Raw genomic sequence first — 18,156 nt, forward strand, 5'->3', positions numbered from 1 at the left:
GAAGTGACTGGGTCTGGAACCGGAGGAACAGATGATGTGCCCGGGCAGGCGGTACCGGCTCTCCGGTTCCAGGCCCATCTGGCGGGGTGGAACAGCCACCCTGATGAAAGGACGGATCAATGGAGCATCGTCAGCTCGGTGCCTCGGGCCTGAAACTGCCGGTTCTGGGGCTCGGCACCGGCACCTTCGGCGGCGCGGGGCCGCTGTTCGGCGCCTGGGGCAACACCGATGCCGCAGAGGCCCGGCGCATGATCGATATCTGCCTGGAAGCCGGCGTCACCCTGTTCGACAGTGCCGACATCTATTCCGACGGCGCTTCGGAAGAGGTGCTGGGCCAGGCGATTCGCGGCCGGCGCGACCAGGTGATCCTGTCGACCAAGATGGGCCTGCCCACGGGGCCCGGCGGCAACGATGCCGGTGTCGGCCGTGACCGGCTGATCCGGGGCGTGGACGCGGCGCTCCGCCGGCTCGGGACCGACCGGATCGATATCCTGCAGCTCCACGCCCATGATGCGGCGACCCCGGTGGAAGAGGTCGTGGCAACGCTCGATGATCTGATCCGCATGGGCAAGCTGCGCCATGCCGGCGTCTCGAACTATCCCGGCTGGGCCCTGATGAAGGCGCTGGCGGCCGCCGACCGCACCGGCCGCAACCGCTTCGTCGCCCATCAGGTCTACTATTCCCTGATCGGCCGCGATTACGAATGGGAGCTGATGAAGCTGGGGCTGGACCAGAAGGTCGGCGCCCTGGTCTGGAGCCCGCTGGGCTGGGGCCGGCTGACCGGCCGCATCGGCCGCAACCGGCCGATCCCCGCCGGCAGCCGGCTGCACGACACCGCCGCTTTCGCACCGCCGGTCGACGAGGCCCTGCTCTACCGCGTCACCGATGTTCTGGACGACATCGCGGCCGAGACCGGGCGGACGGTGCCGCAGATTGCGATCAACTGGCTGCTCGGCCGCCCGACCGTCACCTCGGTGATCATCGGTGCGCGCAACGAGGCGCAGCTGCGCGACAATCTGGGCGCCGTGGGCTGGCGGCTGACGGCGGATCAGATCGCCCGGCTCGACGCCGCCGGCACCCGGGATGCGCCCTATCCGCACTTCCCCTATCAGCGCCAGGAAGCCTTCGCGCGGCTCGACCCGCCGGCCGTCTGAGGCAGCAACCGCTTCTCGTAGCGCCAGACCACGATCTCGAACGGGCCGTCGGCGGTCTGAAGCTGCACGGGCGTGGTGGCGGTGCGCTGCCATCCCGCCTTCTCGTAGAAGCGCGCAGCCCGGTCATTGCCGACCACGCAGACGAGCCAGGCGATCCCGACGCCGGCAGCGGCAAGCCGGGCTTCGGCAGCGGCCATCAGCGGCGCCGCCAGCCCCCGGCCACGCAGGGCGGGATCGACATAGAACTGGTCGAGACAGGCCCCCTTCAGCCAGAAGAAGCCTGAAGGGGATCCCTCCGGCCCGGTCACCTGCACCTCGCCTGCGGGCGCCGCCTCAAGCCGGGCCACAAAGCTCTCCAGGCGCCGCGCCCGGGCGAGCCCCGCCGATACCGCCGCCAGATGCCCGTCGCGCCAGCCCTGGTGCCAGAGCCGGGCCAGCGACGGGATATCGGCGGGGTCGAGCGGGCGCATCGGCGCCGGGTCGAGATGGATGGGAGCCTCGACAGGGGCGGTCATGGAGCGGCATCTCCTCGCGGCAGGTGCACCTCTCTGCGAGACGTACTCTCCCGAGAATAGAGTACCGCCAGGGCAAGGTGAAGCGCCGGGGGCGGAACGGCATCCGGTCCCCGGCGCGTCATCTCAACTCTTGTACCTGGCGTCAGATACCGGCCCGATCGATGGTGATCGGATCGTAGCGGGCGACATGGTGCTTGTGCGGTGGCGTCGCGAGAATGTGCCGCGCCCGGTCATCCAGCCCATCGGCGGCAAGCCGCCGATGCTGCGCGAGGACCACTTCCAGCGCCGTCACGAAGTGCTCGTAATAGTTCCACTGGTCCGGCCCGAACCCCGGATTGGCCGCCTCCCAATTGCGGATGGCATCGGTCAGCGCTTCCTGAAATTCGCCCCAGGCGAATTCGCCCGCCTCGCAGGCGGCAACGGCGATGGCGAAGGCCCGCAATTCCCAGGGCTTGTCGAAGGGCACCTGCCCCTCGCGCCGTTCAAGCAGAACGGCCAGATCGGTGCTGCAACTTGTCGATACAGGCATCATCTGCGATATCCTTGCCGGTCTGTCAGGCCGCCCGGGGGAAGCCGGTGCCGATCATCGAATCCCGGGTGACCAGGGCGGCAAGCGCATCGGCCTCCATCCCTTCGGTGCCGGCCGGGCGCTGCGGCAGCACCCAGTAGCGGATTTCGGAATTCGAATCCCACACCCGGATCTCGGTCTCCTGTGGGATGTCGATCCGGAAATCCTCTTTCAGACAGAGGCGCGGCTCGCGGATGATGCGGGCCCGATAGGGCATCGACTTGAACCAGTTCGGCGGCAGGCCGAGCACGGGCCAGGGATAGCAGGAGCAGAGCGAGCAGACGACGACGTTGTGAACCGTGTCGGTGTTCTCGACGACGATCATGTGTTCGCCCTGCAGGCCGCCGATCCCCAGTTCACGACAGGCGGCACTCGCATCCGCCAGCAGGCGGGCCTTGAAATCGGGATCGGTCCAGGCCCTGGCCACCACCCCGGCGCCGAGCCGGGGGCCGACCTCGTTCTCATAAACGGCGGCGAAGCGGTCCACACCCGCCTCGGACATCAGACCGCCCTCGATCAGAATGGCCTCGATCGCCTTGACGCGGGCCGCGATCTCTTCTTCGGTGCGGGGCGTGTAGACGAGATTGACTCGGGTCATCTGTCAGTCTCCCTTCAGGACGGCGCCAGAGTGATATAGGGCTCCCACATGTCGACATGCTGGCATGCATTGGGATCTGCATGCGCCGCCCCATAGAGCTCAGACTGGGCGAAGCGGACGGTGTAGAGATGTTCGGCCGTCTCCCCCATGCCGGCAGCGGTGGTGTCGGGAAAGACATGGGCGCCGTGATGCATCACGATCTCGCCGACACGCCCCATGGCATAGCGGGGCCGGCGATGGTGATGGCGCGGCACCGAGGCATCGACGACGACTTTGTCACCGATCCGGAATTTCGGCGCCGCGTCGATCGGCCGGGCGGCCGGGAAGCCGTTCTTCACGGCCTGGTCGGCGAAGTCGACGAGGGCCAGATCATCATTCGGCGGCAATGGCGCATCCGGATACTGAAGATAATAGGCCGTCCGCTTGTCCAGCTCCTCGCGGGTCCAGCGGCCCTTCTCGCAGCCGATCCGCTCCACCGCATCCACCCAATGCTCGTAGTAGAAGGCGGTCAGGTAGTGGAGCGGGTGCATCCCCTCCAGATGCTTGCGGAATTCGTCCAGGCCGAACATCCCGGCCCGGGCCGCGAAGGGGAACAGCGCCCAGGCCGCCTTCTCCCAGTCGGCATGATAGGGCGGCTCCCAGGCGGTGGGGCCGACCGGCCCCATCCCGTCGATGCCGCCGAGGTCGTGAATACCGTTCATGGCTTATCTCCCTGCTGCGGGACCGGTCCCGGAACCATCAGGCCGGCGCGTGGAGGCGGCGCTCCAGCAGCATGCCGTTGCGGAGCGACTTCGCGAGTGCAAGGACACCCAGATCGATCAGGGGTTCGGCCAGGATGACCGCCAGATAGGCCGCCCCGAATGCCGAAACCGACTGGAGAACCGAAAGCTCGACGCCCTGGCCGTAAAACACCCAGAACGCCACCCACGAGACGATGCCGGCCTGGTAGGTGGCCGAAAGCGCCAGCACCTGACGATAGGAGAGGTCGACATAGGGCGTGCCCGGGGCGATCAGGCGCCGCGCGGTCCAGGACAGCGCAAAGAGCGGCACCAGAAGCGTCGTCACGTTCATGCCGTATTGCGGCAGATCGAATGGCGCGAAGATCAGCCCCTGCAGCAGCAGCCCCGATGCCAGGCCGATGGCCGCGGGGGCGAGGCCGAACATCAGAAACAGCGTGGAGCCGAGGATCAGATGAACCTCCGACACGCCGACCGCCGGATGCGGCAGCAACTGGAAAAGACCAAGCACGACGGCCGCCGCGATGCCGCTGCGGGCGAGGAGCGAGGCGCCGCCCCGGCGACGGGCCTCGTCATAGCCGAATTTGAGCGTCGCCAGCCCTGCCCCGGCCGCCGTCGCGTACCCCAGGATGGCCTTTGCGCCATCCACGATGCCCGGTTCGATGTGCATCGTCCGCCTCCTGTTTTTTATGGAGAGCATCCGCGCGCATGTCATCCACTCAGGACGCGCTCTTCCCCCGCGCGCCTTCCCGGGATCATGGCCCCGGCTGCCGCGCCGGATGCTGTCTTATTCATAATTGTCAGATGACATTATTGCAAAGGAAATATATCTGTATGTCGGTGGATCACCCCTGAACATGTGGGGTGGGCCGCAGAGGAATCGTTCCCCGCCCGCAGCACCCCGTACAGGCGAGCCGACAGACCAATCACTGACCGGGAGCCTTGAAGATGATTCAGGTGGTTTCTATGCTGAAAACAAATCAGCGGGGGCCGGTGACCATGTCCAAAGTCAATATCGGATTGCTGATCTCGCAAAGCGGCCCGACCGGCATCTGGGCGCCATCCTGCCTGAACGGCGCCATCCTGAGTGCTGCCGAGACAAACGCTGCCGGTGGCGTCAATGGTCAGGAAGTCAACCTGGTGGTGCGGGACGCCGGCTGGGACCCGGTCATGGCGGCGCGGATCGCCCGCGACCTGATCGAGGTCGACCGTGTCTCGGTGATCGTGGCCATGGTGGCGTCCAATGCCAGGCGGCGGATCTCGTTCGCCATCGCCGGCCGCGTCCCCTTCATCTACACGCCGAACTATGAAATGGACGCGCCGGAGCCGACCATTGCGCTCAGCGCCACCGACGACCGCCTGATCCCGCCCATGCTTGCCTGGATCGAACAGCGCTTTCACGCGCGTCGGTTCCTGATGATCGGCAGCGATTATCGCTGGCCGCAACGGACCATGCCGATGACCGGCCGGATGATCGCGGCGGCGGGCGGCACCGTGGTCGGCATGCTGTCCCGGCCGCTGGATGCGCCGGAAGACTGGGACCGGCGCGCGGTTGAAGACATCCGCAAGGCGGATCCCGACGTCGTTCTCTGCTTTCTGGTCGGGGATCAGGGCATCCCCTTCTACCGGATCTATGGCGAGTCCGGTCTTGCCGGCAGGATCCCGAGATGCGCCATCGCCACCGACGAAACCATCCTCACCAGCCTCTCACCCGCAGCCATGGAAGGGCTGTTCGCCGGGGCCTGCTATTTCGCCGCGGCCCGGACCGCGCCCAATACCGCGTTCATGGAACGCTACTGGTCGTCCTTCGGAAGCCTGGCGCCGATCCCCAACGCCTATGGGCAATCCTGCTATGAAGGCGTCAGCTTCGCGCTCGGCCTCATCGGCCGGTGCCGGTCCGCCGACCCCCGCCGCCTGCTGAGCCTGCCGCCGCAGGGGGTCGAATATCGATCCGCCCGGTTCGACACCGCCACCGGCATGCTCTCGCAGCGCCTGCCGGTCTATATCGCGGCGGCAGACGGGTTGTCCTTCGATGTCGTCGCCCGGTTCTGAGGAGTCTGATATGAATACACCGTCTTCCGGCCCCGCCCGGGAAACGACAAGGAAATCGTGATGCCTGGCGAAAGTCTCCAAACGACCATCGGCTTTCTGGTCGCCAACCTGAACCGGCAGCTCGAACGCGAGCTCGAAGAAAACCTGCGTCCGTTGAAGCTTCCGGTCGACCAGCTCCGGGTGCTCCAGACACTGGCCTCCGACGGCGCCGCCGAAGGCCTCACCATGTCGGAGATCGCGAGGACGATCCTGATCGATGCATCCACCCTGACCAAGGTCATCGATCGCATGATCTCGGACAGCCTCGTCTACCGGGCGGCCGACCCGGCCGATCGCCGCCGGGTCCGTGTGCTGCTGACACAGAAGGGAAGCGCCCTTCTGAAGACGCTGCGCCCGATGCTCGACCGGCAGGAGGAAGAGCTTCGGCGCACCTTCGACGTTCTGATGGAAGATCCCACCCCACGGAATTTCGCGGAACTTCTGGAGCATTTCTGCAAGCGCAGCGCACCCCAGACATAGCGCCGGGAACAAGACATAGCGCCAGGTACAAATGGAAGACGCCGGAGAATTTCCCCTCCGGCGCCCCCGATCTGCATGTCGTGTGCGGGTGCAGCCAGCGCCCGGTCAGACACCTTCGACCAGCAGCACGCGATAATCCGCCGCCCGATAGCGATGGGCGCGCGCCTCGGCATAGGCCGGGCTGTCATACCAGGCGCGGGCGGCATCCATGTCGGGGAAGGACAGGATCACCACGCCTTCCGCCGCCGCCCCTTCCAACACCTGATGCGGGCCGTAGAAGGCAAGCGGGGTGATGGGGTGGTCGCCGCGCGCGGCGCGGGCGCCGGCGGCATAGTCCTTGAAGGCGTCTTCGTCGCGCATCTTCTCGCGGATCATCACGACATAGGCGGTCACGGGGCATCTCCTCCATGGGTCTGGTCTGGTTTTGACATCAAGGTGACCATCCGCCTGAACCCGTCTGCGAACTGCCGGCGGGCAACCACCGGATCAGAGGTGATCGCGCCCGACACGTAGAACGCGCCGAACCCGATGCAGTAGGCCAGCAGGTCGGTGGTCATGTGCCGCAGATTGCCGGCGGCAAACCGGCCGGCATCGACGCATTCCCGGACGGCATCTCGGGCCACGTCGTAGGTGGGCAGATGGATCCCCTCGATCGGGCGCCGGTCCTTCAGCCCGCTCAGCGTGCCGGAGGACAGGAACATCAATTCGAAACAGGCACGCTTTTCGATCGCGAAGTCGAAGACCCGGGCCGCCAACGCTTCCAGATGGCGGACCGGGTCCGTCTCCTGCCGCTCGATCGCAAGATACCCTTCATAGATCCGGAAGCCCTCTTCGATCAGGGCACGCATCAGGGCTTCCTTGTCGGCGAAATGGCGGTAGATCGCCATGGGCGACAGGCCGGCACGTTTGGCGATGTCCCGCAGGGAAATCGATGCGGCGCCCATCTCCAGGAAGGCATCGACGGCAATGGCGAGGATCCGGCTGCGCGTGTCCGACGGAACCCCGCCCTCAGTCATGAAACATGCGCTGCGAAAGCCGGCGCCTTCCTGATCTCATCGACCATGTCCCTGCCAGTGACGGCAGAGGCACACAGCACCCCGCCGAACAATGCGCCGATGATGCCGTCGCTGGTGACGTCCTGTCCAGTCAGATACAGGCCGGGCACAGGAGTGTGCGCGCGCAGCCAGTCCTGCTCATAACGCTGCGGTGAGCTTTCCACCCCGAGGAAATCGCCATATTGCTGCCGCACGAAGGTCTCGTAAGTCAGCGGGGTCGAGACCTCCACATAGCGCACGGCTCCGCGGGTCGCCGGTACCAGACGATAGAGATCGGCCAGCAGGCGTTCCTGCACCCTGGCCTTCATCGTCTCGTAATCGGCCCCGCGCTTCATCCACCGCGTGCCCTGCCAGCGGGCGAAATGCCGGTAGTCGGTCAGGGCGTGCATCTCGATCGTCGACCGGTTCGGGAACGTCTCGTTCCAGGTCGGGTCCTTCGCCGAGGCGAAGGTGATGAAGTGAAACGGAAACGGCGCGTCGAAATCGGCACGATGCGCCGCCAGGTTGGCGTCGAAATCGGTCCCCGGATGTGCCCAGATATTCGCAGGCTCCAGGCCCAGCGTCGCCGCATCCCCCTCCAGCCCGATATGCAGCCCGACCACGGTATTGGTATAGGTCACGCTCTCGCGCATCCGGTCCAGCCCGGCCGACGCACGCGCCTCGGGCGCCATCAGCCGGCCGAAGGTGTTGCGCAGGCCGGCGCCGCTGATCACGACCCCGGCGCGCACCTCTTCGCCCGATGCCATCACGACACCGGTCGCCCGGCCGTCCTCGACCAGGATCCGCGCCACCTCGGCACCGTGCAGGACCAGCCCGCCCGCCGCCTCGATCACCGGCACGATCGCATCCGCAAAGGCCCGGCCGCCGCCATGGGGATAGCTGGCGCCGTTCATATAGTGCCTGGCCAGCATGGCATGCATGGCGAAGGAACTCCGCGCCGGCTCTATCCCGTAATCGCCCCAATTGGCCGTGAGCACCGCGGTCAGTTCCGGATCGGAGGTCAGATCGGCGATCACCTCGCGGGTGGTGCGGCGGGCGAAATCGCGGAAGGGTGCGGTCATCGCCTCCAGTGCCGGCATGGGCCGGTCGGCCGGAAACGCCTTGAGGGCGAAGAAGGGGCCTGAGGATTTCGAGGCCGCGGCCAGAAGTTCCAGATAGCGGTCGATCGCGGCGCGTTCCTGCGGAAACCAGCCGTGGAGGGCCGCGCGATAGGCCTCGACACCGGCCGGGATGCGGTATTCGCGCCCGGCAATGTTCATCCGGTTGTAGATCGGGGGCAGATGCGCCCAGCGGATTCCGCCCCGGGCCGCATAGTCGAACATCTTCCAGGTCAGCGTCCGGGGCGATGCGACGTCGCCGATATAGTGCATGCCCACCGTCCAGCGATAGCCGGCCCGGTCATAGCTCTGGGTCAGGCCGCCGATGACGGCGTTCTGCTCCAGCACCAGCATGCGCATTCCCTGCTGCGCCAGGACCGAGGCGACACCCAGCCCGCCCATACCGGACCCGATAACGATGGCGTCGAAGCCATGGGGAATGCCGTCCTTGCGCCTGTAGGGCCGCCCTTGCGTATACATGCATCCTCCCGATTTTTGTTTACGTACGTAAACTAACATACGATCACAGCTGATCAATGCGGATTTTCATCCGGCCGAGTGCCCGACATATGGCCAAATTCCGCAAAATGCGGCGGCAAAAGATCGCATATTGCTTTGTATACGTTCGTATACTACGACGTTATCGAGGAGACCAGAGCCACACAGACCGGACAGGAAGGACGGCCCAGAGATGTCGGACCATCAGCCGAGCCCGACCATGACCATCAACGGTCGCGGCGTGACCTCGCCCCAGGTGATCGAGGTGATCAACCCGGCAACCGGCGAGGCGTTTGCGACCGCCCCTGACTGCACCCGCGAACAGCTGGACGACGCGGTGGGGACGGCCCGGCGCGCCTGGGAAGGCTGGCGCCGCACGCCCCTCGGCGAGCGTCAGGCGGCCGTGCGGCGCGTGGCGGGGGTGCTGCGCGACCATGCCGACGCGCTGGCACGGCTGTTCACGGCCGAACAGGGCCGGCCCCTGAAGGCCGCCCGGCAGGAAATCACCGGTGCCGCCGACTGGCTGGACGTAGTGGCCGGCATGAGCCCGCCCGAGCATCTGACCGAAAGGCCGGACGGCCAGCGCATCCATACCCGCCATGTGCCGCTGGGCGTGATCTGCGCGATCGCACCCTGGAATTTTCCGGTCAGCCTGGCGATGTGGAAGCTTGGCCCCGCGCTGGTGGCCGGCAACACCATGGTGCTGAAGCCGTCGCCCTTCACCCCGCTCTGCACGCTCAGGATCGGCGAGTTGCTGCGCGACGTGTTGCCGGCCGGCGTGCTGAACGTGATCAGCGGCGGCGACCGGCTGGGCCCCTGGATGACTGCGCATCCGGGCTTCGCCAAGATCTCGTTCACGGGATCCACCGCCACCGGCAAGGCGGTGCTGGCCAGTGCCGCCGCCGATCTGAAGCGCGTGACCCTGGAACTGGGCGGCAATGATGCCGCGATCGTGATGCCCGATGTCGATGTCGACGCGGTCGCTCAGAAGATCTTTTTCGGCGCCTTCTTCAACACCGCCCAGATCTGTGTCGCGACCAAGCGGCTCTATGTCCATGAAGACATCTACGACGCGCTGCGCGAGCGGCTGGTTGCGATCGCCCGATCGGTGAAGGTGGGTGACGGCACCGAACAGGGCACGGTTCTGGGGCCGATCCAGAACCGGCGCCAGTTCGACCGGGTGATGGAGCTGCTGGACGACGCCCGGCGGAACGGGCTGACCCTGCTTCAGGGCGCAGACGTGCCCGCATCGGGGTATTTCATCCCGGTGACCATCGTCGACAACCCGCCCGAGACATCGCGCGTGGTGCAGGAAGAGGCCTTCGGCCCGGTGCTGCCGATGATGCGCTTCTCGGATGTCGACGAGGTGGTGGCGCGCGCCAATGACAGCCCCTATGGCCTGGCCGGCGCGGTCTGGTCGGCCGACGAGGCCGCGGCGATCGCCATCGCCGAACGGCTTGAAACCGGCACCGTCTGGATCAACCAGAACCTCAACATCCGCCCCGACACGCCCTTTGCCGGCCATAAGCAGAGCGGTTTCGGCGTCGAGAACGGCATGGAAGGGCTGCTGGAATATACCGTGCCGCAGGCGATCCACCTGCCGCCGCCGGCGGCGCGGCGCGGCGGATCCTGAAAAGGCGGGGGCCGGCCCCGAAGGACCGGCCCCTGCCCTGCCCGATCACGTCTGCCCGTTCCGGGTTCTGGTGCAGATGCACAGGCCTGGTCTGATCAGAAGGTCTTCCAGTCGCCCGCAGCCTCGAAAGCGGCCGCGGCGGCGTAGATGGTGCTCTCGGCATAGTCCTGACCGACCAGCATCATGCCGACCGGCAGGCCGTCGATCAGGCCGCAGGGCACCGTCATGGCCGGATGGCCGGTCACGTCGAACTGCTGGGTGTTGCCCAGCACCGAGAAGGCGGTGGTGATGATCTCGGTCAGCGAGGCATCGGGGCCCGGAATGGCCGGTGCCACGATCGGGCAGGTCGGCATCAGCAGCAGGTCGTATTCGGCGAAGGCGGCGTCATAGGCGGCCTTCACCTTGCGGGCGATGTTCTGCGCCTTGGCGTAGAAGCGGCCATTATACTTCTGGATGAAGTACTCGCCCACGAACATCGAGATCTTCAGCGAGGGCGACAGCTCGTCGGCACGCTGGCGCCAGCCGGCATGGGCGTCCAGCAGGCCGACATTGTAGAGCCCCTTCCAGTTCATGCCCATGCCGTTGCCGGCCATCATCTGCCACTGCAGACCTTCCAGCGCGATCGGCCCCCAGATCACCGCCGCAGTGTGATGCTCGGGGATCGAGATTTCGGTGAGCACGGCGCCCGCCTCTTCCAGCTTCTTCGCGGCGGCGCGGACCTTCTCGTAGACCGCCGGATCGCCGTTCGCGACCTCGAAGCCTTCCTTCAGGATGGCGATCTTCATGCCCTGGACGCCCTTGCCCAGCGCCTCGGTATAGGGCGCGGTCACCGGCGCATACTGGCGCGGATCCAGCCCGTCGGCGCCGGCGATCACCTCCAGCATCAGGGCGTTGTCGGCCACCGACGAGGTCATCGGGCCGGTATGGTCGATGGTCGCCTCGATCGGCATCACGCCGGTATAGGGCACCAGACCATGGGTCGGCTTCATGCCATAGAGGCCGCACAGGGCGGACGGCATGCGGATCGAGCCGCCCTGATCGCCGCCGATCGCCATGTCGACCTCGCCGCAGGCGACCAGGGCAGCGCTACCAGAAGACGAGCCACCGGCAATATGACCCATCTTATAGGGGTTGTGCACCGGCGCCGGCGACGAGGTGTGGCTGCCGCCCGACAGGCAGAAATACTCGCAGGTCGCCTTGCCGACGATGGTGGCGCCTTCGTCCAGCATGCGGGTGACGATGGTCGCATCCAGCGCCGGGATATAGCCTTCCAGCGTCGAGGCGCCGTTCATCATCGGCACGCCGGCCAGCGCCACATTGTCCTTCAGCACCACGGTCTTGCCGGCGAGCTTGCCGGTGGCGGCGCCCTTCACCTCGGACTTCACATACCAGGCGCCGTATTTGTTCTCAGCACCTTCCGGGCGATAGCCGGGGGTGCGGGGGTATTTCACGACCGGGATGTTGTCGGGCATCGCGTCGAGCGCGTCATATGCGGCGAAATTGCCGGCCATCAGGGTGAGATACTCGGCCGCCTCGTCGGCGGAGAGCGTCATGCCGAGATCGGCGGCGAGGTCGATCAGCTGGTCGGTATTCGGGCGGGTGACGGACATCTTGGTCTCCGTTGTCCTTGAACGTGAAGCGAAAGACAAAGGGGGAGCGGCCCGGCGCAGAGTCCCTGTTCTCGCGCCGGCGGTCTGCGTGCTCCCCGGGTTCTGGCCCGGTCGTCTCTTGGGGAAAATCGGGCGGGGGCCGTGAGTGTCAGGGGACTGGTGGTCCGAGGTCTCCTGTCGGTCAGGCGTGCATGCCGACGAAATCGGCGATGCGCTCCGGATCCGCCATCAGCTCCGGCGAGACCTCGTCGGTGATCACCCCTTTCTGGATGATCAGCAGCCGGTCCGAGAGGGCGGTCAGGAATTCGAGATTCTGTTCGACCAGGATCATCGCGATCCCGGTCTGGCGACGCAGCTCGTGCAGGGTCTCGACGATCTCGTCCAGGATGTTGGGCTGGATGCCCTCGGTCGGTTCGTCGAGCAGGATCATGCGCGGTTCGGTGCACAGGCAGCGGGCCAGCGCCAGCAGCTGCTGTTCGCCGCCAGAGAGGGCACCACCGCGCCGGTCGAGCAGCCGGGTCAGCCGCGGGAACATGGCCAGCACGCGGTCGATGACCTCGCAACTTTCCCGCGGCTTGCCGGCCTGGCCCATGCGCAGGTTTTCGTAGACCGACAGATCCGGGAAGATCTGGCGGCCCTGCGGCACATAGCCCAGACCTGCCGCAGCCTTGGCCGCCGGCTTCGCGGTGGTGACGTCGCGGCCGTCGAGGGTGATCCTCCCGGCGGTCGCCGGCAGATAGCCCATCAGCGTGCGGATCAGCGTGGTCTTGCCCATGCCGTTATGGCCAAGGATGCCGAGGAATTCCCCGGCGCCCAGGGCGAAATCGACGCCCATCAGGATCGGGATCCGGCCATAGCCGGATTTCAGCCCCTGCACCTCCAGCAATGCGGTCATGTCAGTGCACCTTCTTGCCGAGATAGACGTCACGCACCCGCTGATCCGCCAGAACCTGATCGACCCCCGCCTCGACCAGCACCTTGCCCTGATTGAAGACGGTGACGGTCTTGGCGATCATCCGGATGAACTGCATATCGTGTTCCACCACGATCAGCGCCTTGGTCCGGTTGATGTCGCGGATGATTTCGGCGGTGCGCAGCACCTCGTCATGGGTCATGCCGGCGGCGGGCTCGTCGAGCAGGATCAGCTCGGGATCGCCCGCGATCACCATACCGATCTCCACCCATTGCCGCTGACCATGGGAGAGCCGGCCCACCTGGGCATCGGCCAGACCGGTCATGCGGATCCGCGCCAGCACCTCGTCGGCCACATCGCGGGCCTTGCGGTCCAGATGCTGACGGCGGGCAGCCAGCCAGACATGTTCACGCACCGAGAGCCCGTCGAAGACATTGGGCACCTGGGTCTTGATGCCGATGCCGCGCCGGGCGATGGCATGAGGCTCGTCGCCGGCGATCGGCGCCCCGCGAAAGGCGATCTGGCCGGTCGAGGGCTTGAGCTGGCCGGTCAGCATCTTGAAGAAGGTGCTCTTGCCGGCGCCGTTGGGGCCGATCAGGCAGCGCAGTTCCAGCTCGCGCAGGGTGAAATCCACCTCCGACACCGCGACCACGCCGCCGAAGCGCATGGTGAGGTCGCGGGTCTGGAGCAGGATGCCGTCGGACGGGGTGGTTTCCTGGATGGTCATGTCACTTCGCCCCCTCGACAGCCGTGGTTTCGGTGTGGGTGGCGTCGGATGCACGGGCCTTGCCGGGCAGCAGCCGCATCACCAGCCCGACCAGCCCCAGGCGCATCAGCGGCACCAGCCCCATCGGGATCGCCATCACGAAGCCGAGCAGGATGGCCCCCATCACCAGATCGGCGTTGAAGGTCTGCTGGGTGCCGATCTGCATCACCAGATACTGCATGATGAAGCAGCCGAGCACCGGGCCGACCAGGGTGCCGAGGCCGCCGATGGTCACCCAGATGATGATCTGGGCCGCCGTCGAGAGGCTGAACACGGTGGGGCTGACGAAGGCGCCCCAATTGGTGAACAGCCCGCCGGCCAGCCCCGCCACCGCACCGCCGACCACGAAGACCATCAGCTTATAGATCCGCGGGTCGTAGCCGAGCAGCGCCGCCCGGGTCTCGTTCTCGCGCACGGCCACCACCACCCGGCCGAAATGGGTGCGCAGCAGCCCCTTCAGCGCCAGATAGACCAGCAGCAGGCAGCCGGCGGAGAGATACCAGTTCTCTTCCGGTCCGAAGAAGAAATCGGGATCGCCGGGCATCGACAGCCCGGGGACCGCCGGGATGCCGTTGAAGCCGCCGAGCGCCGCAGTGCCGATGGTATAGGCGTCGCCGGCGGTGCTGTTGACCACGTTGAACAGGATCAGGGTGACGGTCAGGGTGATGACGCCCAGATAGACGTCGCTGATCCGGCCGTAGAACATGAAATAGCCGAGCACGGCGGCGAACACCGCCGGCACCAGCACCGCCAGCCCGACCGCGGCCCAGCTGCCGTCGGTGTTGATCGCGGTCACCGCGAAAGTATAGGCGCCCAGGCCGAAAAAGGCGGTCTGGCCGAAGGAGAGGATGCCGCCGAAGCCCCAGATGAAGCCGAGGCTGAGCGCCAGCACACCCATCACCACGAAGATCGTGTACTGCATCAGATCGAACAGTTCGACCATCGCCGGCATGAACACGATCAGCAGGGCGGCGATGACCACGCCGATGGTCTGGCCGGTTCTGGAGAGGGTCCGGATGTCGAGGCCCATGGATCAGAGGCTCCCCCTGAAGAAGCGCCCGGAGATGCCCTGGGGCAGCAGGCGGATCAGGATGATGGCGGCGACGAACAGAAAGACTTCGCCGATCACCGGGGTGGTGAGATACGACGCGGTCTGGTTGATGAAGCCGAACAGTCCCGAGGCGGTGGCCCCGCCGGCGATGATCGAGGTACCGCCCGCGACCACGGTGATGAAGGCCTTGGCGATATAGGCAGCGCCCATTGTCGGCAGTACGCCCGCCACCGGCGCCAGCAGCCCGCCGGCAAGGCCGGTGATCGCGGCGCCGAGGCCGAAGGTCGCCATATAGACCCGGGGCGGACTGACCCCCATGGCTGCGGCCATGTCGGGGTTCTGCATCGTGGCACGCGCAATGAGACCGAAGCGGGTGCGGCGCATCAGCACCCAGAGCCCGCCGAGCAGGGCGATCGCCACCACCACCAGGAAGACGGTGTAGAGGCTGCTGCGATAGGCGCCGATGGTGAAGCCGCCCAAAGGCGAGGGCACGCTTTTGATCGTGTTGCCGAAGATCGTGGTGATCAGGCCGACGAGGAACAGGCTCAGGCCCCAGGTGGCGAGCATTGAATCCACCAGCCGGCCATAGAGCAGGCGGATGAAGGTCCGTTCCACCACCAGCCCGACCAGCCCGACGAAGACCGGCGAGATCACGAGCATGGCGATCCAGATGTTGATGCCGGCCTCCACCGCGACCACGGTCGCATAGGCGCCCAGCATCAGGAATTCGCCATGGGCGAGGTTGATGATCTTCATCATCCCGAAGATGACGGCGAGGCCGGTGCAGAGCAGGATCAGCGAGGCCACGCCGTTCAGCACATCCAGGGTCAGGACGGCTGCGAGATCCATGAGCCTGTCCCCCGGGTCAGAGCGAGATCACATACTGCTTGTTGTCGTTCGGATTCTTGACCAGGTCGCAGACCGCGGCGGTATCCGAAGGCTTCTGGTCGGGATAGCTCGCCACCACATCCCAGAGCTTGTCCTTCGCTTCGGCGAGGAAGGCATTGCGCACCGAATGATGGGTCGCCTTGTCCAGCGTGACCTTGCCGGTGGGGCCGTCGAAGCTGAGCCCGGTTTCCAGCGCCTCGATCACCTTCATGCGGTCGATCGACTTCGCCTGCTGCGCCGCCTTCACCCAGAGATGGAAGCCTTCATAGGTGCCGGCCGCCAGTTCCGAGATATAGGGGATGCCCGGGAACTTCTCTTTCAGCGCCGAGACGAATTTCACGCTCGCATCGGTCTTCAGCTCTTCGTAATAGCCATAGCCCGAGACGATGCCGTTGCTTTCCGACGGCTCCAGCGCCGCCAGTTCGTTGACCAGGCCGAAGGTGGTGGACGAAATCGGGATCGAGCCCTTGAGGCCGGCCGCCGCCCACTGGCGATAAAAGGCGGTGTGGTTGCCGCCGACCAGGGCCGAGAACACCACATCCGGTTTGGCCTGCTGGATCTTGCTGATCGTCGAGCCGAAATTGGTCACGTCGAGCGGGAAGAAGTCGATGGCCAGCACCTCGCCGCCATTGTCGCGGGTGTACTTTTCCATCCACTTGGCCGTGATCTGGCCGTAATTGTAGTCGGCGGCAATGATGTAGACCTTCTTGCCCCAGCGCTCCAGCGAATAGGGCACCAGCTTTTCCACCGTCTGGGCCGGGGTGGTGCCGGTGCAGAAGATGTTGCGGTCGCAGACGCCGCCCTCGTAGAGCGTGTTGTAGAAATAGAGCGTCTTGTAGCGATCGAAGATCGGCCGGATGGCTTCGCGTGAGGCCGAGGTGATGCCGCCATGGATCACCGCCACCTTGTCTTTGAGCGCGATCTGCTGGGCATACTGGGTATAGAGCTGGATGTTCGACTGGGTGTCGTAATGCACCAGCTTGAGCGGCCGGCCGAGCACGCCGCCGGCCGCGTTCACTTCTTCGATCCCCAGCTCCAGCGCCCGCACCATCGGCACGCCCGAGGTGCCCACCGGCCCCGACTGATCGTGCAGGCTGCCGATCAGGATCGGATCCTCCGAGCCGAGCGCGGCGTGGCGCATGATCATCGGCGCCGCGATCAGGCCGCCGGTGGCGAGTGCGGTGCTGCGGAGAAAGCTCCTGCGGGTGAAGTTTGTCCGGTCGTTGGACATGTGTCGGCTGCTCCCTGCCAATGGCCGTCTTTCGGAACGCGCTCCCCGGGTTCCTCGACGATTCCCTGACAGGCATTTGAAAACGCCCTTATTGAAAAGTCAACTATATGACGCGCTGCAAAAATGGTGGATGATCAGACCAGGACCGGCAGCGCCGGCCGGGCGGGGAAGCCCTTGCGGGTTCGCGTCCGGCGCCGGCCTCTGGTCTCAGAACGATGCGACATGTTTGAAGTCAATACCTTGCACGGTGGCGATATGGACATGACTCGGCATTTCAAGGCTGTCCTCGCTGCGTGCCGACAGATGCGCCAGGTGGAACCGGTCGCGCCGCTTGAACGGGCCGTGACCGCGGGGCACGGCATCGATCAGGCTCTTCAGGAAGTGCACGCCCTCGTAACACGACTGCCCCAGCATGTTGGGCACGGGGGATCGCGTCCCGAAGAGCGCCAGATAGCGGTCCAGGAAGCGGTTGTTGGCGCGGGTGTCGAGATTGGCGAAATAGGCCGAGACGCTGTAGAGCCGTTCGGTGTTCTCTTCCCCCACCGCATAGAGCAGGTTCTCGTCGAAGGCCAGGCACAGCCGCGCCGCCCGGCCGGCCATGCCCGCCTCGCCGAAGGCGCGGTGGAACATGATCGCATCCTCGCCCAGCAGCATCACCAGCACGCCATCGGCGCCGCTTGCGCGGATCGCGGCCAGCTCTTCCGAGAAATCGGACCGCTCGGAATAGAGCCAGGGGACATAGCGCTCCCCCACCAGCCGTGCCCCCGTCCGCGCCGCCAGCGCCTTGACCAGCGCCGCCGAGCGCCTGGGCCAGACATAGTCGTTGCCCAGAATGAACCAGCGCTGCACCCGTTCATGCTCCGCCACCCAGCCCATGGCCGGCGGCAGCAGTTCACGGCTGGTCTCGCCGATGGTGTAGACGCCGGGATGGCGTTCACCGCCCTCGTATTGCGGGGTGTAGACATAGGGCACGCGGCCGGCGATGGAGGCGGCGATCCGCGCGCGCAGGTCGCTGGGGTGCATCGCCACCACCGCGTCGATGCGCCGCTCGGCCACCGCCTTCGATACCCTTGCCGCCACCTGGTCCGGCGGCAGGCCGGCATCCAGCACTTCGAGCGCGATCTCATGCCCGGCGATACCACCGGCCGAATTGATCTCGTGCACCGCCAGCCGGGCACTGGTCTCGCAGGACGGTCCCCAGATGCCGGCGGGACCTTGGAGCTGAATCAGCAGTCCGATGTTCATCGGCGGGTCTCCCTCGATTGGCAGTC

At 66.0% G+C, this 18,156-nt stretch carries 19 protein-coding genes; 4 read left to right on the top strand and 15 right to left on the bottom strand.

Annotated elements, in window-relative coordinates:
* Positions 1 to 119: 119 nt before the first annotated feature.
* Entirely contained in the window at positions 120 to 1,154 is a 1,035-nt protein-coding gene (locus P7L68_RS02135; protein ID WP_371998787.1) for an aldo/keto reductase, read from the top strand.
* Here the strand turns inward: P7L68_RS02135 and P7L68_RS02140 are convergent.
* From P7L68_RS02140 to P7L68_RS02160, 5 genes are all read right to left on the bottom strand, one after another.
* Positions 1,109 to 1,669 carry a GNAT family N-acetyltransferase gene (locus tag P7L68_RS02140; protein WP_371998788.1) on the bottom strand — a complete coding sequence of 187 codons (561 nt, stop codon included), beginning with the start codon at positions 1,667 to 1,669 and terminating at the stop codon, positions 1,109 to 1,111. The genes P7L68_RS02135 and P7L68_RS02140 overlap by 46 nt on opposite strands.
* Positions 1,670 to 1,811: 142 nt before the next feature.
* Positions 1,812 to 2,201 carry a nitrile hydratase accessory protein gene (locus P7L68_RS02145; RefSeq protein ID WP_371998789.1) on the bottom strand — a complete coding sequence of 130 codons (390 nt, stop codon included), beginning with the start codon at positions 2,199 to 2,201 and terminating at the stop codon, positions 1,812 to 1,814.
* A 22-nt stretch (positions 2,202 to 2,223) separates the two neighbouring features.
* The gene (nthA, locus tag P7L68_RS02150; protein WP_371998790.1) at positions 2,224 to 2,835 is read right to left on the bottom strand and encodes a nitrile hydratase subunit alpha; all 612 of its coding nucleotides are present in this window, start codon (positions 2,833 to 2,835) and stop codon (positions 2,224 to 2,226) included.
* A 14-nt stretch (positions 2,836 to 2,849) separates the two neighbouring features.
* The gene (gene nthB, locus P7L68_RS02155; protein ID WP_371998791.1) at positions 2,850 to 3,536 is read right to left on the bottom strand and encodes a nitrile hydratase subunit beta; all 687 of its coding nucleotides are present in this window, start codon (positions 3,534 to 3,536) and stop codon (positions 2,850 to 2,852) included.
* 37 nt (positions 3,537 to 3,573) lie between these two features.
* The gene (locus P7L68_RS02160; RefSeq protein WP_371998792.1) at positions 3,574 to 4,242 is read right to left on the bottom strand and encodes an energy-coupling factor ABC transporter permease; all 669 of its coding nucleotides are present in this window, start codon (positions 4,240 to 4,242) and stop codon (positions 3,574 to 3,576) included.
* Between the two features lie 329 nt (positions 4,243 to 4,571).
* Here P7L68_RS02160 and P7L68_RS02165 point away from each other — a divergent pair, with 329 nt between their 5' ends.
* Together P7L68_RS02165 and P7L68_RS02170 are read left to right on the top strand one after the other, a co-directional pair.
* Complete coding sequence (locus tag P7L68_RS02165; RefSeq protein ID WP_371998793.1) at positions 4,572 to 5,624, top strand: substrate-binding domain-containing protein; 1,053 nt, start codon at positions 4,572 to 4,574, stop codon at positions 5,622 to 5,624.
* Between the two features lie 60 nt (positions 5,625 to 5,684).
* Positions 5,685 to 6,143, top strand: a complete 459-nt coding sequence (locus tag P7L68_RS02170) for a MarR family winged helix-turn-helix transcriptional regulator (protein ID WP_371998794.1) — start codon at positions 5,685 to 5,687, stop codon at positions 6,141 to 6,143.
* A 105-nt stretch (positions 6,144 to 6,248) separates the two neighbouring features.
* Here P7L68_RS02170 and P7L68_RS02175 read toward each other — a convergent pair whose 3' ends face one another.
* Genes P7L68_RS02175 through P7L68_RS02185 form a run of 3 tightly spaced genes read right to left on the bottom strand, consistent with a single transcriptional unit; the run spans position 6,249 to position 8,775 of the window.
* Positions 6,249 to 6,536: a DUF1330 domain-containing protein gene (locus tag P7L68_RS02175; protein WP_298641686.1), complete on the bottom strand. Its 288-nt coding sequence runs from the start codon at positions 6,534 to 6,536 to the stop codon at positions 6,249 to 6,251.
* Positions 6,533 to 7,159, bottom strand: a complete 627-nt coding sequence (locus P7L68_RS02180) for a TetR/AcrR family transcriptional regulator (RefSeq protein ID WP_371998795.1) — start codon at positions 7,157 to 7,159, stop codon at positions 6,533 to 6,535. Before P7L68_RS02180 ends, P7L68_RS02175 begins: the two co-directional genes overlap by 4 nt.
* Positions 7,156 to 8,775, bottom strand: a complete 1,620-nt coding sequence (locus P7L68_RS02185) for a phytoene desaturase family protein (protein WP_371998796.1) — start codon at positions 8,773 to 8,775, stop codon at positions 7,156 to 7,158. The genes P7L68_RS02180 and P7L68_RS02185 overlap by 4 nt, the downstream gene beginning before the upstream one ends.
* A 211-nt stretch (positions 8,776 to 8,986) precedes the next feature.
* On the opposite strand from P7L68_RS02185, the gene P7L68_RS02190 reads away from it, so the two are divergent.
* Complete coding sequence (locus tag P7L68_RS02190; protein WP_371998797.1) at positions 8,987 to 10,426, top strand: aldehyde dehydrogenase family protein; 1,440 nt, start codon at positions 8,987 to 8,989, stop codon at positions 10,424 to 10,426.
* Between the two features lie 95 nt (positions 10,427 to 10,521).
* On the opposite strand, the gene P7L68_RS02195 is transcribed toward P7L68_RS02190, so the two are convergent.
* From P7L68_RS02195 to P7L68_RS02225, 7 genes are all read right to left on the bottom strand, one after another.
* A complete protein-coding gene (locus P7L68_RS02195) occupies positions 10,522 to 12,036 on the bottom strand; it encodes an amidase (protein WP_371998798.1) in 1,515 nt (504 codons plus the stop codon).
* A 181-nt stretch (positions 12,037 to 12,217) separates the two neighbouring features.
* A complete protein-coding gene (locus P7L68_RS02200) occupies positions 12,218 to 12,931 on the bottom strand; it encodes an ABC transporter ATP-binding protein (RefSeq protein ID WP_371998799.1) in 714 nt (237 codons plus the stop codon).
* A gap of 1 nt (position 12,932) precedes the next feature.
* Entirely contained in the window at positions 12,933 to 13,676 is a 744-nt protein-coding gene (locus P7L68_RS02205; protein WP_371998800.1) for an ATP-binding cassette domain-containing protein, read from the bottom strand.
* Between the two features lies 1 nt (position 13,677).
* A complete protein-coding gene (locus P7L68_RS02210; RefSeq protein WP_371998801.1) occupies positions 13,678 to 14,745 on the bottom strand; it encodes a branched-chain amino acid ABC transporter permease in 1,068 nt (355 codons plus the stop codon).
* Positions 14,746 to 14,748: 3 nt separating this feature from the next.
* A complete protein-coding gene (locus tag P7L68_RS02215; RefSeq protein ID WP_371998802.1) occupies positions 14,749 to 15,615 on the bottom strand; it encodes a branched-chain amino acid ABC transporter permease in 867 nt (288 codons plus the stop codon).
* 16 nt (positions 15,616 to 15,631) lie between these two features.
* Positions 15,632 to 16,885, bottom strand: coding sequence for an ABC transporter substrate-binding protein (locus P7L68_RS02220; RefSeq protein ID WP_371998803.1), 1,254 nt, complete (start codon positions 16,883 to 16,885; stop codon positions 15,632 to 15,634).
* 207 nt (positions 16,886 to 17,092) lie between these two features.
* Positions 17,093 to 18,130 carry a substrate-binding domain-containing protein gene (locus P7L68_RS02225; protein WP_371998804.1) on the bottom strand — a complete coding sequence of 346 codons (1,038 nt, stop codon included), beginning with the start codon at positions 18,128 to 18,130 and terminating at the stop codon, positions 17,093 to 17,095.
* Positions 18,131 to 18,156: the final 26 nt, after the last annotated feature.

The sequence above is a fragment of the Tistrella mobilis genome, assembly GCF_041468085.1.
GTDB lineage: Bacteria > Pseudomonadota > Alphaproteobacteria > Tistrellales > Tistrellaceae > Tistrella > Tistrella mobilis_A.

What these genes read in the sequence shown, in the direction of transcription:
- nthB (WP_371998791.1), bottom strand. Translation starts at nt 3,536, where the DNA reads ATGAACGGTATTCACGACCTCGGCGGCATCGACGGGATGGGGCCGGTC.
- P7L68_RS02220 (WP_371998803.1), bottom strand. Translation starts at nt 16,885, where the DNA reads ATGTCCAACGACCGGACAAACTTCACCCGCAGGAGCTTTCTCCGCAGC.
- P7L68_RS02225 (WP_371998804.1), bottom strand. Translation starts at nt 18,130, where the DNA reads ATGAACATCGGACTGCTGATTCAGCTCCAAGGTCCCGCCGGCATCTGG.
- P7L68_RS02195 (WP_371998798.1), bottom strand. Translation starts at nt 12,036, where the DNA reads ATGTCCGTCACCCGCCCGAATACCGACCAGCTGATCGACCTCGCCGCC.
- P7L68_RS02145 (WP_371998789.1), bottom strand. Translation starts at nt 2,201, where the DNA reads ATGATGCCTGTATCGACAAGTTGCAGCACCGATCTGGCCGTTCTGCTT.
- P7L68_RS02160 (WP_371998792.1), bottom strand. Translation starts at nt 4,242, where the DNA reads ATGCACATCGAACCGGGCATCGTGGATGGCGCAAAGGCCATCCTGGGG.
- P7L68_RS02210 (WP_371998801.1), bottom strand. Translation starts at nt 14,745, where the DNA reads ATGGGCCTCGACATCCGGACCCTCTCCAGAACCGGCCAGACCATCGGC.
- P7L68_RS02140 (WP_371998788.1), bottom strand. Translation starts at nt 1,669, where the DNA reads ATGACCGCCCCTGTCGAGGCTCCCATCCATCTCGACCCGGCGCCGATG.
- P7L68_RS02190 (WP_371998797.1), top strand. Translation starts at nt 8,987, where the DNA reads ATGTCGGACCATCAGCCGAGCCCGACCATGACCATCAACGGTCGCGGC.
- P7L68_RS02180 (WP_371998795.1), bottom strand. Translation starts at nt 7,159, where the DNA reads ATGACTGAGGGCGGGGTTCCGTCGGACACGCGCAGCCGGATCCTCGCC.
- P7L68_RS02135 (WP_371998787.1), top strand. Translation starts at nt 120, where the DNA reads ATGGAGCATCGTCAGCTCGGTGCCTCGGGCCTGAAACTGCCGGTTCTG.
- nthA (WP_371998790.1), bottom strand. Translation starts at nt 2,835, where the DNA reads ATGACCCGAGTCAATCTCGTCTACACGCCCCGCACCGAAGAAGAGATC.
- P7L68_RS02170 (WP_371998794.1), top strand. Translation starts at nt 5,685, where the DNA reads ATGCCTGGCGAAAGTCTCCAAACGACCATCGGCTTTCTGGTCGCCAAC.
- P7L68_RS02200 (WP_371998799.1), bottom strand. Translation starts at nt 12,931, where the DNA reads ATGACCGCATTGCTGGAGGTGCAGGGGCTGAAATCCGGCTATGGCCGG.
- P7L68_RS02185 (WP_371998796.1), bottom strand. Translation starts at nt 8,775, where the DNA reads ATGTATACGCAAGGGCGGCCCTACAGGCGCAAGGACGGCATTCCCCAT.
- P7L68_RS02205 (WP_371998800.1), bottom strand. Translation starts at nt 13,676, where the DNA reads ATGACCATCCAGGAAACCACCCCGTCCGACGGCATCCTGCTCCAGACC.
- P7L68_RS02215 (WP_371998802.1), bottom strand. Translation starts at nt 15,615, where the DNA reads ATGGATCTCGCAGCCGTCCTGACCCTGGATGTGCTGAACGGCGTGGCC.
- P7L68_RS02165 (WP_371998793.1), top strand. Translation starts at nt 4,572, where the DNA reads ATGTCCAAAGTCAATATCGGATTGCTGATCTCGCAAAGCGGCCCGACC.